The organism is Simplicispira psychrophila DSM 11588 (genome assembly GCF_000688255.1).
GTDB classification, from domain to species: domain Bacteria; phylum Pseudomonadota; class Gammaproteobacteria; order Burkholderiales; family Burkholderiaceae_C; genus Simplicispira; species Simplicispira psychrophila.
In genome coordinates this window covers 109,688-122,942 of sequence record NZ_JHYS01000008.1, presented here as the reverse complement: position 1 = coordinate 122,942, position 13,255 = coordinate 109,688, and the positions used below count along the sequence as shown (strand labels likewise).

Below are 13,255 nucleotides of genomic sequence, written 5' to 3'. Positions count from 1 at the left end.
ATTTTGGTCCAAGCGCCATGACACAACCTGACACATGTCAATAAGCAGGACAACGGCACGCACCGCCCCAGAAGCGCTGCAACTTGACCCCTATCAATTCAAGGAGTCACGAAGGTCCTCTTCACGCCCCCAGTCGTGGCGCAAAATCGCGCCATGCTTGAACGTGTCATCCCTCTCGTACAGCAGCGCAACGCCCGGTTGGCCCTGCCCCCTGTGCCACAGCCCCTGGCGTCCACCGGCCTGCTGTCGGACTCTCGGGGGCGCCCGCTGCGCGACCTGCGCATCAGCGTCACCGACCGCTGCAACTTTCGCTGCAATTACTGCATGCCCAAGGAAGTGTTTGACAAAGACCACGCCTACCTGCAGCACCACGCCCTGCTCAGTTTTGAAGAAATCAGCCGACTGGCGCGGCTGTTTCTAGCACACGGCGTGCGCAAAATTCGCCTGACCGGAGGCGAACCACTGCTCCGCAAGAACCTCGAAAAACTCATTGCCCAGCTGGCGCAGTTGCGCACCGTCGACGGCACCGCCCCCGACATCACGCTGACCACCAACGGCTCGCTGCTGGCACGCAAGGCGCGCGCCCTGAAAGATGCCGGCCTGAACCGTGTCACCGTCAGCCTGGATGGCTTGGACGATGCGGTGTTTCGGCGCATGAACGATGTCGATTTTCCGGTGGCGCAGGTGCTGGCCGGTATTGAGGCAGCGCACGCCGCTGGCCTGTCGGGGATCAAGGTGAACATGGTGGTCAAGCGCGGCACCAACGACCAGCAAATCGTGCCGATGGCGCGGCACTTTCGCGGCAGTGGTGTCACGCTGCGGTTTATTGAATTCATGGACGTCGGTGCCACCAATGGCTGGCGCATGGACGAAGTGCTGCCATCCGCCGAACTGCTCACGCGCCTGCAGGCCGAACTGCCGCTGGTGCCACTGGCACCCAGCGCTCCCGGCGAAACCGCTGCGCGCTGGGGCTGGGCCAACAGCGCCGGCGTGCATGACTCGGCACTGGGCGAGATTGGCCTGATCAGCAGCGTCACCCAAGCCTTTTGCGGCGACTGCAACCGCGCCCGCCTGTCCACCGAAGGGCAATTGTTTTTGTGCCTGTTCGCCGGCCAGGGCTACGACCTGCGCAGCTTGTTGCGGGGCGGTGCCGATGACACAGCGATCGCCAGCGCCATCGCTGCCATCTGGCAAGGCCGCAGCGACCGCTATTCCGAGCTGCGCAGCACACTGGCAGCAGACGCTGGCCCTGGTCTGCGCCGGGTCGAGATGAGTTACATCGGAGGCTGAGCGCGCCACCTTCACCCCATGATCGACACCTCACACATTACCGGCTTGGTGCTGGCCGGCGGGCGCGGCGCGCGCATGGGCGGCATGGACAAAGGCCTGCAAAACTTTCACGGCGTGCCACTGGCGCAGCACGCGCTGGAGCGACTGGCGCCGCAGGTCGGCACGCTGGTGCTCAACGCCAACCGTAATCTAGCAACCTACGAAGCTTTGGGCGCTGCGCATGGCGCACCGGTCTGGCCCGATGGGCTGGCCGATTACGCCGGGCCGTTGGCGGGCTTTTTGACCGGGCTGGAGCATTGCCAAACCCCCTGGCTGCTGACCGTGCCGTGCGATACACCACTGTTTCCGCGCGACTTGGTGGTGCGCCTGGCCGCTGCCGCCACACGCGACGGCAGCGACCTCGCCATGGCCACGGCACCGCAAGACGACGGTGCGGGTGGCGTGCGCGTGCGCCCGCAACCCGTTTTCAGCCTGATCAACGTCCGCTTGCTGGCCAGCTTGCAGCACTTCACCACAGACGGCGGTCGCAAAATTCAGGCTTGGGCTTTAGCGCAGCGCTGCTCGGTAGTGGCGTTTGACCAGCCCGGCGACGGTGCACGCGCCTTCTTTAACACCAACACGCTGGCTGAATTGCAGCACTTGGAACAATCAGCATGACGCCCCCCTCTTTGGCCGATCTGGCCGCCGCCTTGCCCTGCGACCCCCTCCACCTGCGCGCCGACCAGGTCACCGCGCTGCTGGCGCAATTCGTCCAACCCCTCACCGCCAGTGAAGACGTCGGCATGTTTGAGGCACTGGGCCGGGTGCTGGCGTGCGATGTGGTGTCGCCTTTGAACGTGCCACCACACGACAACTCGGCCATGGACGGTTATGCCTTTGCTGGCAATCAGCTGGTCGCTAGCGCGCCGTTGACACTGCGCGTGGTCGGCAAAGTGCTGGCCGGCGCCACTTGGACTGGCCCAGTGGCCACGGGTGAGTGCATAAAAATCATGACCGGTGCCGCCCTGCCTGCCGGGCTGGATACCGTGGTGCCGCAAGAACTGACCCGCTCCGACACAAAAGACCACATCACCCTCGCCGCCAACCTGCTGCGCTGCGGCGACAACCGCCGCCGCCAAGGCGAAGACCTGGTGCAAGGCGGTGTGGCGCTGCAGCAAGGCGCGCTGCTGACGCCCGCGGCGCTGGGGCTGATCGCCAGCCTGGGCCTGCCCACCGTTGCGGTGGTGCGGCGCTTGCGCGTGGCGTATTTTTCGACTGGCAACGAAATTTTGAGTCTGGGCGAGCCGCCGCGCGCCGGCGCGGTGTATGACAGCAACCGCTACACCCTGTTTGGCCTGCTCACGCGCCTGGGCGTGCAGGTGATTGACCTGGGCGTGGTGCCGGATGCACCGGCACAACTGGAGGCCGCCTTGGTGCAGGCCGCAAACCAGGCCGATGCCATCATCACCAGCGGCGGCGCCAGCGCTGGCGAAGCCGACCACCTGCGCAGCACCTTGCCACCACTGGGCGATGCTGCCTTCTGGCGCATCAACATACGCCCCGGCCGCCCGCTGGCGGTGGGCCGCATCGACGCCAGCAAAATAACAGTGAAATCAGGCTCTAGCGCTTATGCATCCAGCGCTAATAGCTATAAAAACAATAGTTCTACCCCCCCCAATGGCCCCTTGCTGTTTGGCCTGCCCGGCAACCCGGTCGCGGCGATGGTGAGCTTTCTGGTGTTTGTGCGCCCGGCCCTGCTGCGCCTGATGGGCTGCACGCAGGCACCGCCGCCGCTGCTACGCGCCGTCTGCACCGAGGCGCTGCGCAAAAACCCCGGCCGCACTGAATACCAGCGCGGCTGGGTCAGCACCGCGTCGGACGGCACGCTGCAGGTGCGTACCACCGGCCCGCAAGGCTCGGGCGTGCTCAGTTCCATGGTGCAAGCCAATGGCCTGATCGTGCTGGCGCACGAGCAAGGCGCAGTGGCTGTAGGCGAGATGGTCAGCGTGATGCTATTTGACGGCGTTATCTGACGCGCCAGCGCCGCAGCCGATCGCAGAATGAATTTTTTTCGGAGTTTGTTCCATGCCCTACACCGCACAGCACCTGGCGCAGACACCCAGTCGCGCCGACATCGAGCATTTGCCCGGTACCACCTTGCTGGAATTTGGTACCCCCTGGTGCGGCCACTGCCAAGGCGCGCAGCCGCTGATCGCACAAGCCTTGCAGCAGCACAGCGACGTGGCACACGTCAAGGTGGAAGACGGCAAAGGCCAGCCGCTGGGGCGCAGTTACAGCGTGCGCCTGTGGCCGACACTGGTGGTTTTACAACACGGTCAGGAAGTGGCGCGGCTGGTGCGCCCGGCCAACGCCGCCAGCATCACCCAGGCCTTGCAAAGCGCAGCGCCCGCAACCTCGCGCGACGCTTGAGGCCGCCTCAAGCCGCCTCGATCACCGGCGTGCGGTAGGCCAGCCAGGCCAGACTGCTGGTCAACAGCGCCATGCCAACGCAAAAAGTGACGATGGCCAGCGGCAACCCAACATGGTCAGACAACCAACCCACACCCAAAATCGGCGCAATGGTACCGAGATAACCGACCACCAGATAGGTGGACAGCAGCCCGGAGCGGGTGTCCGGGCGCGCCACCTTGTTAACGATGGCAATGCCGGCCAGATTCACCAGCCCGTGCCCTGCCGCCGTGGTCAGCAGGCTGAAAACAAACAGCAGCGGCCAGTTGCTATAGGTGGTGGCCATCAGCCACCCATTGCCCGCCGCCAGCAGGCACAGCCCCCACAGAATGCAGGTTTTGGTGTGCACCGGCCGGGCCAGCCACTGCACGCCGGCGGATAAAAACAAAATCAAGGCAATCGACAGGCCGCTGACGGCCGGCCCATGCCAGGGCAGCATCTGCCCCATGAAGCTCGGCGCCAGCGAGGCGTACAGGCCAAAAATGCCAAAGGTGCCAAACGCGCCGAAGCAGGCGATAAAAAACGGCCGGCGCAACGCCGGCAGCGGCAAGGTGATGCGCGGCAGCCAGTCGCGCAGCCGCTGCGCCGCACCGGTCGGCACGGGCACGGGCACCTCCACCTGATAGAGCGCATACACCGCCAGCGCGCCGAGCAGCACGCTGGGCACATAGGCCGTCACCAAGGGCTGCGGCAGCCACTGTGCCAGCACCCCGCCGACCAGCGGCCCCAGACCAAAACCCAGCGACATGGCAAAACTGGTCATGGCCGAGGCGTGCTGCACGTTGCCGCTGCGGCTCAGTTGCGTCAGGCCGACCGAGGCCGAGGTGGTGATCATTCCCGAGGCCATGCCAATGACCACGCGGCTGACGACAAACGACGGCACGTTCCACGCCAGCGCCGACAGCAGTACCCCGGCGGTGACCAGCATCAGGCCGCTGCGCAGGACGAGAAAAAAGCCAAAGCGATCGCTCAAACGCCCCAGAAACAGCAGGCTGGCCAGAGCGCCCAGCATGTAGGCGACATAAATGCCGGTGATGTGGCTGGGCAGCAAGTCCCAGCGCGCTTGGTACAGCGGATACAGCGGGCTGGCCAGCGCCGTTCCCATGACGCCGACGCACATCGCAAAACAAACCCAGGCAAAGGGCGACCAGTGGCGTTGCATAACGGCTAATAATTACTATTAAAAAAATAGCTACTAGCGCTTGTATTCATTGAACTTCAGCATCAAAAGACCCTGAAAGCATTGTAAATCAAGCGCTACCAGCTCACATTTTCAGGCACGCCCTAGGGCCATCTCCACGCCGCGGTTGGCCAGCTCATCGGCGCGCTCGTTGCCGGGATCGCCCGAATGGCCCTTGACCCAGCGCCAGTCAATGCGGTGCCCGCCGCTGCTAACCAGCGCATCCAGGCGTTGCCACAGCTCGACGTTCTTCACTGGCTGCTTGGCCGCCGTGCGCCAGCCACGCGCTTTCCAGCCGTGGATCCATTCGGTAATGCCCTTGCGAACGTATTCGCTGTCCAGGAACAAAGTGACGGCGCAGGGGCGTTTCAGGGCCACCAACGCCTCGATCACAGCGGTCAACTCCATACGGTTGTTGGTGGTGTCCAACTCGCCACCGCACAGTTCTTTTTCGGTAGCGCCGGAGCGCAGCAGCACGCCCCAGCCACCGGGGCCGGGGTTGCCCTTGCAGGCACCGTCGGTATAAATCACAACTTCATTCACTCACAGGTCCTGTCTCGGGGAATTAAAACTGGTGACCGGGGCGGCCGCACTCGCGCGCGGTGCCGCTGTCTGCCAAGCCGGCTTGAGCAGATGCAGTCCATGCACCCGCTTGATGGCGACGACAAAATAGGCGGCCCCGAGTATCGGCCAAAAGCGCTCGCCCACGCGGTCCATCCAGGCCCAGCGCTGCAGCCATTGGTCGGTGCGCACGGCGGGGCGGTAGCAGCCAAAGCGGGCTTCTTCGACCTCAAAATTGAGCAGCCGCAGCCAGTCGCGCAAGCGCCACGGCGCAATCAGCGGCCCGCGCTCGGGTAAATACAGCTCGGCGCTGGCCCCGCGCTGCTGCAGACGGGCGCACTGCTGGCGCAGCCCCCACAGGCTGGCCGGGTTCAGACCACTGATGACCACCCGTCCCTCAGGCACCAGCACCCGGGCGGCCTCGCGCAGGGCAGTGTGCGGGTCATGGCTCAGTTCCAGCGTGTGCGGCAGCACCAGCAGATCCAGGCTGTTATCGGCAAACGGCAGCGCCACCGCGTGTGCCAGCAGGTGCGGTGACCACGGCGACGGGGCTTGCAGCGGTGCATCGTGGCCTTCGCCTAGCGCCAGCCAGCGGTGCGGCATCCGGTTGGCGCGCAAGCCCGGTAACATCGGCATCCCCAGCTGCAGGCTGTAATAGCCAAAAACGTCAGCTACGGCTTCGTCAAAACGTGCCTGCTCCCACTCCAGCAGGTAGCGACCCGGCGGAGAATCAAACCAATGGTGCAAACTTGTATTTTGAGCGCTCATGAATCTGTTGCCACTGCCTGCCTTTTCTGACAACTACGTGTGGATGCTGCACGATGGACATGCTGCCATCGTGGTGGACCCGGGCGCTGCAGATCCCGTGTTTCAGGCACTGGACCGGCTCGGCGTCACACTCCAAGCGATTCTAGTCACGCACCACCACGCCGACCATATTGGCGGCGTAGCGGCCCTGCGCCAGGCCAGCGGCGCTGTCATTTACGGGCCAGCGCGCGAGCGTATCCCACAGCCGTTTGTGCCCTTGCAGCAGGATGACCAGATTCAAGTCCTGGGTTTGTCGCTGCGCGTGCTCGACATTCCCGGCCACACCGCCGGCCATATCGCCTATTACGGCACGCCCGCAGACGGTGCGCCGCTGCTGTTTTGCGGCGATACGCTGTTTTCTGGCGGCTGCGGGCGTGTTTTTGAAGGCACACCAGCGCAAATGCTCACCTCCCTGCAGGCGCTGGCCGCACTGCCAGCCGAGACCCAGGTTTGCTGCGCCCACGAATACACCCTCTCCAACCTGAAATTTGCCCGGGCGGTGGAACCTGACAACGCCGCCCTACTCCACCACAGCGCGTTGTGTGAGCGCCTGCGCGCCCAGCAGCAGCCCACTTTGCCATCGACGATCGCGCTGGAACGGCAAATCAACCCTTTCTTGCGCACCCACGTCGCCGCCGTCATCGAGGCTGCACGCGGTTTCGATCCTTCTATCGACCCCACCGACGCTGTCACTGTATTTGCGGCGTTGCGTGAATGGAAAAACGAGTTCTGATGAAAATTTTGCATGTTGCCTGCTTGACGGGCATGTTGTGGCTCACCGGTTGCGCCACCAATGGCTCCATCCCCGCAGCCAGCACGGATGATCCCTCCAGCCCGCTGACAAGCGAACAGAAAAAAGAGCCTTACTTCACCTCCAGCACGCCGCAGGTGGCCTTGCGCCCGATCACGGCGGCGCAGGCCTCCAGCGGCCAGGTGGTCTCGCTGTCGCCACCGGCCGATCTGTGGGAGCGCATTCGCCGCGGCTTTGCCATGCCTGACCTGGAGCAAGACCTGGTGCAGGACCGCGAGCAGTGGTACGCCACCCGGCCCGACTACATCCAGCGCATGACCGAGCGCTCCAGCAAATACCTGTTCCACATTGTCGAAGAACTCGAGCGGCGCAACATGCCGACCGAACTGGCGCTGCTGCCCTACATTGAGAGCGCCTTCAACCCGCAAGCCGTCTCCAGCGCCAAAGCCGCCGGCATGTGGCAGTTCATGCCGGCCACCGGCAATTATTTCGACCTCAAGCAGAACGCCTTTCGCGACGACCGGCGCGACGTGCTGGCCTCCACCCGCGCGGCGCTGGACTATCTGCAAAAACTGCACCGCATGTTTGGCGACTGGCACTTGGCGTTGGCCGCCTACAACTGGGGTGAGGGCAGCGTCAGCCGCGCCATTGCACGCAACCAAAAAGCCGGCCTGGGCATCCGTTACACCGACTTGAACTTGCCGGCCGAAACGCGCCTGTACGTGCCCAAGTTGCAAGCAGTAAAAAATATCGTGGCCGACCCTGGCGCCTTCCGTGCCGAACTGCCGCTGATTGAAAACCACCCGTACTTTCAGACGGTGGACATCGGCCGCGACATCGACGTGACCCTGGCCGCCAAATTGGCGGATGTGCAGGTGTCCGACTTCAAGGCGCTCAACCCCTCGCTGCACAAACCGGTCATTCTGGCGGCCGGCACGCCGCAAATTCTGCTGCCCTGGGACAACGCCCAGGTATTCGAGCGCAACCTGTTGGCGCACAAGGAAAACCAATACGCCAGTTGGACGGTCTGGACGCTGCCCAGCACCATGAGCGTGGCAGAAGTGGCCCAGCGCGTAGGCATGGGTGAGAGCGACCTGCGCAGCGTCAACAACATTCCGCCGCGCATGTTGATCAAGGCCGGCTCCGCGCTGATCGTGCCGCGCTCGACCGCCATACACCAGGATGTGACCGAGCATGTGGCCGACACCGGCCAGATGGCCCTGACGCCTGAAATCATCACCCGTCGTACCACCGTGCGCGCCGGCAAGCGCGACAGCGTTGCCAGCATGGCACGCCGCTACCACCTCAGCGCCAACAGCATTGCCGACTGGAACAACACCAAGACGGCCGCGGCCTTCAAGGCCGGCCAGCAGGTGGTGCTGTTCCTGCCCCTGCAAGTCAAGACCGGCAACGCGGGAGGACGTATCCACCAGGCCAAGGACACCGACAGCACCAGCGGGCGCGGGCGCCAGGCCAAGGCCACTCATAAAAACAAGAGCGTTGACAAAAAATCAGCTCCCCAGAAGACCGCCCGTGCCGCGCAGCGCACAACCCAGACCAGCAGCCGCGGCGGCACACCGAAAAAAGTCGCCAAACGCTGACCCCAGCGGGCGCGGTCAACGCGCCCCGCTTGCGGCGGCGCACTTCAGGCACTGAACTTGAGCTTGGCCTTGCGTGCGAATTCAGGGGTGAAGGTGCGTCCGGCATCGATCCGCGCCAACACCGCCTCGGGTGCGGCCAGCGCCAGCGCCCGCAAGGCCGTTGCCGGGCCGTTGCTGGGCATCGTGCCGTCGGGCGAGAGGGTTTCGCGCCCCCGCGCAAACGCCGCCAGATAGACACTGCGCTTCTGTCCCCAACTGCTGGCCGGCAGCGCCTTGACCAGGTCTGCCGGGCCGGCCGTCTGCAACCACTTGAGCGCATGTACGACGGCATTGGCCAAAGCCTGCGCCTGCGGGGCACGCTGCTGTAAAAAAGCCACCGGCGCCACCAGACAGCCCCCCGGCACGCTGTCGCCAAACAGCGCTTGGGCACCGCTCAAGGTACGTGCATCCCCAACGATGCGCACTTCGCCCTGGTGCTCCAGCTGCGTCATCAGCGGATCGCCATGGCACAGCGCCTGCACGCGCCCAGTGCGCAAGGCGTCAGCCGCCTGGGCATCCTCACCGACCACCACAAAAGTCACGTCCGCTGGCGTCAAACCGGCCTGCGCCAGCGCCAGGCAGGCCACGGTGTGCGACTGCGTGCCCAGTGCGCAAATCCCTACCTTGCGACCACGCACATCGGCCAGCGTTTTGAAACGCGGCAAGGAGCGCAACGAAACTCCCAACGCCACCTGCGCCGCCCGGCCCTGCACGACAAAGCAGCGCGCAGTACCGGCGCTGGTCTCGGGCTGGCGCAGCAGTTGCTCGAAATCAAGCGCACAGACATCGGCCACCCCGTCGCGCATGGCCTGCAGCGCCAAGGCATCGCTGGCGTAGGGCTGCAGCGTTACCTGCAGTCCCTCAGCGGCAAAAAAATCAAGCTGCTCGGCAATGGTCAGCGGCAGGTGACGAAACGCAAACACCGCGCGCGCGCCCACGGCCAGCGTGACGCGCCCGGGCGCGCTGGCCGGCAAGGCCGCCCACATGCCTGGCGCGGCCAGGGCGCCCAGCACCCCCACAGCCCCCAGGGCGTGGCGACGAGTTAAAGAAGCAGAGAACAAAGAGAGCACGGGACGACACGAAATGATGCAGTGCAGCAATAGTGCCGCAGCTTGCACCGCACCGCACTCGGTGCATTCCCTGAGGTGTTTTTACGTAGCCCAAAAGGAGGTTCTCTTGGTCAGCGAAAACCGATGAAGAAAATCGCGATGTTCAGCAGCAACGCCACCGCCCAGACCATGCTGCGCGCCGCAGCCCGGTCGGCCACATACAAGGCGATGTAAACCACCCGCAGCGCGATGAACGCAACAGCCAGCCCGTCCAGCAGCGTCTGCGACGCACCCAGTTGGTGCGCCATGATCACCGCGCCAATAAAAAAAGGCAGCGCTTCAAAGCTGTTGGCCTGCGCCGCATTGGCGCGCGCACTGCGCTCGTCCTGGTGCGCCAGCCAGGCACGTGGGTTGTGGTTGTCGTAACCGCCGTCCTTGGGCGACTGGCCAAAGCCACCGCGCTTGGCCAGCCCGGCGCAGACGATGGGCAGCAACGCCGCCACCAGAATAGTCCCGTAAGCGATCGTGAAATGTGCCATGGCCCCAGTCCTTTATTGACAGTGTTTTATGCCTCTAGCACTTACCAGATAAGCGCTTCAAGCTATCAAAAAATATTTAATACCGACTAGCGCCGGTCCGCCAGCGCGTGGGCAATGGTGCCGAGATCGACGTACTCCAGCTCGCTGCCCACCGGCACACCACGCGCCAGGCGCGTCACGCGCAAACCCCGGCTTTTCAGGGCTTCGCTGACGATATGCGCCGTCGTTTCACCCTCGGCGGTGAAGTTGGTGGCCAGAATCACTTCTTGCACCACGCCATCACAGGCACGCTCCAAGAGTTTTTTCAGCCCAATATCGTGCGGCCCGATGCCGTCGAGCGGGCTGATGCGCCCCATCAGCACAAAGTACAGACCGTCAAACGCGCTGGTGCGCTCCAGCGCCGATTGGTCGGCCGGGGTTTCCACCACGCACAGGCGGGTCGCGTCGCGCTCAGGGTCCAGGCACACAGCGCACACCGTGCCCTCGGTAAAGGTATGGCAGCGCGCGCAGTGCTGCATGGTGTCCACCGCCCGCGCCAGCGCCTGCGCCAGCACCAGCGCGCCTTCGCGGTCGCGCTGCAGCAAATGGAACGCCATGCGCGCCGCCGATTTGACGCCGACCCCCGGCAAGCGCTTGAGCGCCTGGATCAGGGCGTCAAGCGAATCGGTGCTGGACATGGCGAGGGCTCGGTCTGAAAGTGCCGTGGAGAAAAATCAGAACGGAAATTTCATGCCGCCGGGCAGACCGGGCATGCCCGCGGTGATCTTGCCCATCTTGTCCGAGGAGGTTTCCTCGGCCTTGCGCACGGCGGCATTGAAAGCGGCGGCGACCAGGTCTTCCAGCATGTCTTTGTCTTCGGCCAGCAAGCTGGGGTCGATGGTGACGCGCTTGACGTCGTGCTTGCAGGTCATCAGCACCTTGACCAGACCGGCGCCGGATTCGCCTTCGACCTCGATGGTGGCCAGCTCGTCCTGCGCCTTTTTCAGGTTGTCCTGCATGGCCTGGGCCTGCTTCATGAGACCAGAGAGTTGTCCTTTATTGAACATGTGTCACCTTTCGTGTGGGAGAAGAAAAAATAGGAAATATCAAAATCTCTGCCCGTATTCAGCGGGGCAAGGCTTGCAAAGGCGGTGGCTTAATGCTGCCGGGCACCACTTTAGCGTCGTGCGCCTGCACCATGGCCTGGACAAACGGGTCGTTCATGACGGTCTCATGTGCCCTGCGCTGGCGTTCCTTTTCGACCACCGCATTGCGCCGCGCCGGGCTGTCAGTGACCGGCCCGATCTCAATTTGGATCTGCGCTGTGTGGCCCGCCGCCTCCAGCGCGGTGCGCAAGCGCTCGCGTGCCGTCGGTTGGTTAAGCGACTCGCGCTCAACGCGCAGCAACCAGTGGTCGGCGTGGCGCGCCATCAATTGCGATTGCAAAGCCAACTCGCGCACCAAGGCCGTAATCGCCTCGCTGGCGGCCAGTGCCTGGACCACACCGTGCCAGACATCGCCTTCCGCCGTGGGCGTGTCGCCGTGTGCTGCTGCTGCGTTGGCAGCGTTGATCTGGGGCGGTGCGTGTGGCTGCGGCGTTTCAATAGCTACTGATTCAATAGCTTGAACCGCAGGAAAAACAGGCGTTGCAGGCGCTTTTTCTTCAATTTCTGCTACCACAGCAGGCACAACAGAAACCATTGTGGGGGCAACTCCTGTACGCACTGGCGCAGCAGGCACGGGCGCCACCCCGGTGACAGGTGCCGCAGGTGCCGGCGCTGGCGCTGGCGCAGAGACCGGTGCGGCTGCTGCTGGCGCGGTCTCAGCCGTTTTCAGTGTTTTTTTTTCAGCCGCTTCGGCCACTCCAGCCACTGGGCCTGCGGGCTTGAACGCCAGCAGGCGCAACAACACCATGGTCAGGGCCGAATATTCATCGGGGGCCAAGCCCAGTTCGCCGCGTCCATGCAGGCAGATGCTGTAGAGCAACTGCGTTTCATCTGCCGGCAGCAAGGCGGCAAGGCGGGCCACCTCGGCGGCATCGGGGTCGCTGGCATCGACCACGGCGGCGCGCTGCGGCACCGCTTGCAGCACCGCCATGCGTTGCAGCACGGCGCTCATGTCTTCCAACGTGGACGCACCCGACAGGCCGTTGACGCGCAACACATCCACCGTATCCACCAGCGTTTTGCCATCGCCCCGCGCCAGCGCGTCGATCAGCTGAAACACATACGAGCGGTCCACGCTGCCCAGCATCAGGCGCACAGCGACTTCTTCGATCTGGCCACTGCCAAAAGCAATCGCCTGATCGGTGAGCGACAGCGCATCGCGCATCGAACCACGCGCAGCACGCGCCAGCAGGCGCAGCGCTTGCACATCGGCAGGGACGTTCTCTTGCGCCAACACATGCGTCAGGTGCTCCAGTACGGTCTGCGGTGCCATCGGGCGCAAATTGAACTGCAGGCAGCGGCTGAGCACGGTAGCCGGCACTTTTTGCGGGTCGGTGGTGGCGAGGACGAATTTCAGATATGCGGGTGGCTCTTCCAGCGTTTTCAGCATGGCGTTGAACGCGGTGTTGGTCAGCATGTGCACTTCGTCGATCATGAAGACCTTGAAGCGCCCCTGTACCGGCTTGTAAACCGCCTGCTCCAGTAGGCTTTGTACCTCGTCCACACCCCGGTTCGAGGCCGCGTCCAACTCGGTGTAATCGACAAAACGCCCGCTGTCGATATCGCGGCAGGCTTGGCAGACACCGCAAGGCGTAGCGGTGATGCCGCCCTGGCCGTCCGCACCCTGGCAGTTGAGCGACTTGGCCAGAATGCGCGACACCGTGGTCTTACCGACGCCGCGCGTGCCGGTGAACAAATAGGCATGGTGCAGGCGCTGCTGCGTCAGGGCATTGCTCAAGGCCTGCACGACGTGCTCCTGCCCCACCATTTCGGTGAAATTTTGCGGACGGTATTTGCGGGCCAGCACGAGATAAGACATGGGGGGTGATTCTATGTGGCTAACGC

The 13,255-nt window shown here is 63.9% G+C and carries 14 protein-coding genes; 6 read left to right on the top strand and 8 right to left on the bottom strand.

The window, feature by feature from the left end; all coding sequences use genetic code 11:
• The first annotated feature begins 153 nt into the window (after positions 1-153).
• Genes moaA through Q390_RS0110115 form a run of 4 tightly spaced genes read left to right on the top strand, consistent with a single transcriptional unit; the run spans position 154 to position 3,699 of the window.
• Positions 154-1,290 carry a GTP 3',8-cyclase MoaA gene (gene moaA, locus Q390_RS0110130; protein ID WP_027995957.1) on the top strand — a complete coding sequence of 379 codons (1,137 nt, stop codon included), beginning with the start codon at positions 154-156 and terminating at the stop codon, positions 1,288-1,290.
• Between the two features lie 18 nt (positions 1,291-1,308).
• On the top strand, positions 1,309-1,947 hold the full coding sequence (gene mobA / locus Q390_RS0110125; protein WP_027995956.1) for a molybdenum cofactor guanylyltransferase MobA: 639 nt from the start codon (positions 1,309-1,311) through the stop codon (positions 1,945-1,947).
• A complete protein-coding gene (gene moeA / locus Q390_RS0110120) occupies positions 1,944-3,302 on the top strand; it encodes a molybdopterin molybdotransferase MoeA (RefSeq protein ID WP_027995955.1) in 1,359 nt (452 codons plus the stop codon). The genes mobA and moeA overlap by 4 nt, the downstream gene beginning before the upstream one ends.
• Before the next feature lie 52 nt (positions 3,303-3,354).
• Positions 3,355-3,699 carry a thioredoxin family protein gene (locus Q390_RS0110115; RefSeq protein WP_027995954.1) on the top strand — a complete coding sequence of 115 codons (345 nt, stop codon included), beginning with the start codon at positions 3,355-3,357 and terminating at the stop codon, positions 3,697-3,699.
• Positions 3,700-3,706: 7 nt separating this feature from the next.
• On the opposite strand, the gene Q390_RS0110110 is transcribed toward Q390_RS0110115, so the two are convergent.
• The 3 genes from Q390_RS0110110 to Q390_RS0110100 form a co-directional block, all read right to left on the bottom strand.
• Positions 3,707-4,900 (bottom strand): MFS transporter, encoded by a 1,194-nt coding sequence (locus Q390_RS0110110; RefSeq protein ID WP_245606897.1) that lies wholly within the window; start codon positions 4,898-4,900, stop codon positions 3,707-3,709.
• A gap of 111 nt (positions 4,901-5,011) precedes the next feature.
• Complete coding sequence (rnhA, locus tag Q390_RS0110105) at positions 5,012-5,461, bottom strand: ribonuclease HI (protein ID WP_027995952.1); 450 nt, start codon at positions 5,459-5,461, stop codon at positions 5,012-5,014.
• The gene (locus Q390_RS0110100; protein ID WP_027995951.1) at positions 5,462-6,247 is read right to left on the bottom strand and encodes a class I SAM-dependent methyltransferase; all 786 of its coding nucleotides are present in this window, start codon (positions 6,245-6,247) and stop codon (positions 5,462-5,464) included.
• On the opposite strand from Q390_RS0110100, the gene gloB reads away from it, so the two are divergent.
• On the top strand, positions 6,246-7,019 hold the full coding sequence (gene gloB / locus Q390_RS0110095; protein WP_027995950.1) for a hydroxyacylglutathione hydrolase: 774 nt from the start codon (positions 6,246-6,248) through the stop codon (positions 7,017-7,019). The genes Q390_RS0110100 and gloB overlap by 2 nt on opposite strands.
• Complete coding sequence (locus Q390_RS0110090) at positions 7,019-8,638, top strand: transglycosylase SLT domain-containing protein (protein ID WP_027995949.1); 1,620 nt, start codon at positions 7,019-7,021, stop codon at positions 8,636-8,638. The genes gloB and Q390_RS0110090 overlap by 1 nt, the downstream gene beginning before the upstream one ends.
• 44 nt (positions 8,639-8,682) lie before the next feature.
• Here Q390_RS0110090 and Q390_RS0110085 read toward each other — a convergent pair whose 3' ends face one another.
• From Q390_RS0110085 to dnaX, 5 genes are all read right to left on the bottom strand, one after another.
• Positions 8,683-9,747 (bottom strand): ABC transporter substrate-binding protein, encoded by a 1,065-nt coding sequence (locus Q390_RS0110085; RefSeq protein ID WP_027995948.1) that lies wholly within the window; start codon positions 9,745-9,747, stop codon positions 8,683-8,685.
• Between the two features lie 110 nt (positions 9,748-9,857).
• Positions 9,858-10,265, bottom strand: coding sequence for an MAPEG family protein (locus Q390_RS0110080; RefSeq protein ID WP_027995947.1), 408 nt, complete (start codon positions 10,263-10,265; stop codon positions 9,858-9,860).
• Positions 10,266-10,351: 86 nt separating this feature from the next.
• Positions 10,352-10,942, bottom strand: a complete 591-nt coding sequence (gene recR / locus Q390_RS0110075; RefSeq protein ID WP_027995946.1) for a recombination mediator RecR — start codon at positions 10,940-10,942, stop codon at positions 10,352-10,354.
• A 36-nt stretch (positions 10,943-10,978) separates the two neighbouring features.
• Positions 10,979-11,311, bottom strand: a complete 333-nt coding sequence (locus Q390_RS0110070; RefSeq protein WP_027995945.1) for a YbaB/EbfC family nucleoid-associated protein — start codon at positions 11,309-11,311, stop codon at positions 10,979-10,981.
• Between the two features lie 58 nt (positions 11,312-11,369).
• Entirely contained in the window at positions 11,370-13,229 is a 1,860-nt protein-coding gene (gene dnaX / locus Q390_RS0110065) for a DNA polymerase III subunit gamma/tau (protein WP_027995944.1), read from the bottom strand.
• Positions 13,230-13,255 lie beyond the last annotated feature (26 nt).

Coding starts and splice junctions, on each gene's coding strand:
- moaA (WP_027995957.1), top strand. CDS start 154: ATGCTTGAACGTGTCATCCCTCTCGTACAGCAGCGCAACGCCCGGTTG.
- mobA (WP_027995956.1), top strand. CDS start 1,309: ATGATCGACACCTCACACATTACCGGCTTGGTGCTGGCCGGCGGGCGC.
- moeA (WP_027995955.1), top strand. CDS start 1,944: ATGACGCCCCCCTCTTTGGCCGATCTGGCCGCCGCCTTGCCCTGCGAC.
- Q390_RS0110115 (WP_027995954.1), top strand. CDS start 3,355: ATGCCCTACACCGCACAGCACCTGGCGCAGACACCCAGTCGCGCCGAC.
- Q390_RS0110110 (WP_245606897.1), bottom strand. CDS start 4,900: ATGCAACGCCACTGGTCGCCCTTTGCCTGGGTTTGTTTTGCGATGTGC.
- gloB (WP_027995950.1), top strand. CDS start 6,246: ATGAATCTGTTGCCACTGCCTGCCTTTTCTGACAACTACGTGTGGATG.
- Q390_RS0110100 (WP_027995951.1), bottom strand. CDS start 6,247: ATGAGCGCTCAAAATACAAGTTTGCACCATTGGTTTGATTCTCCGCCG.
- Q390_RS0110090 (WP_027995949.1), top strand. CDS start 7,019: ATGAAAATTTTGCATGTTGCCTGCTTGACGGGCATGTTGTGGCTCACC.
- Q390_RS0110080 (WP_027995947.1), bottom strand. CDS start 10,265: ATGGCACATTTCACGATCGCTTACGGGACTATTCTGGTGGCGGCGTTG.
- recR (WP_027995946.1), bottom strand. CDS start 10,942: ATGTCCAGCACCGATTCGCTTGACGCCCTGATCCAGGCGCTCAAGCGC.
- Q390_RS0110070 (WP_027995945.1), bottom strand. CDS start 11,311: ATGTTCAATAAAGGACAACTCTCTGGTCTCATGAAGCAGGCCCAGGCC.
- dnaX (WP_027995944.1), bottom strand. CDS start 13,229: ATGTCTTATCTCGTGCTGGCCCGCAAATACCGTCCGCAAAATTTCACC.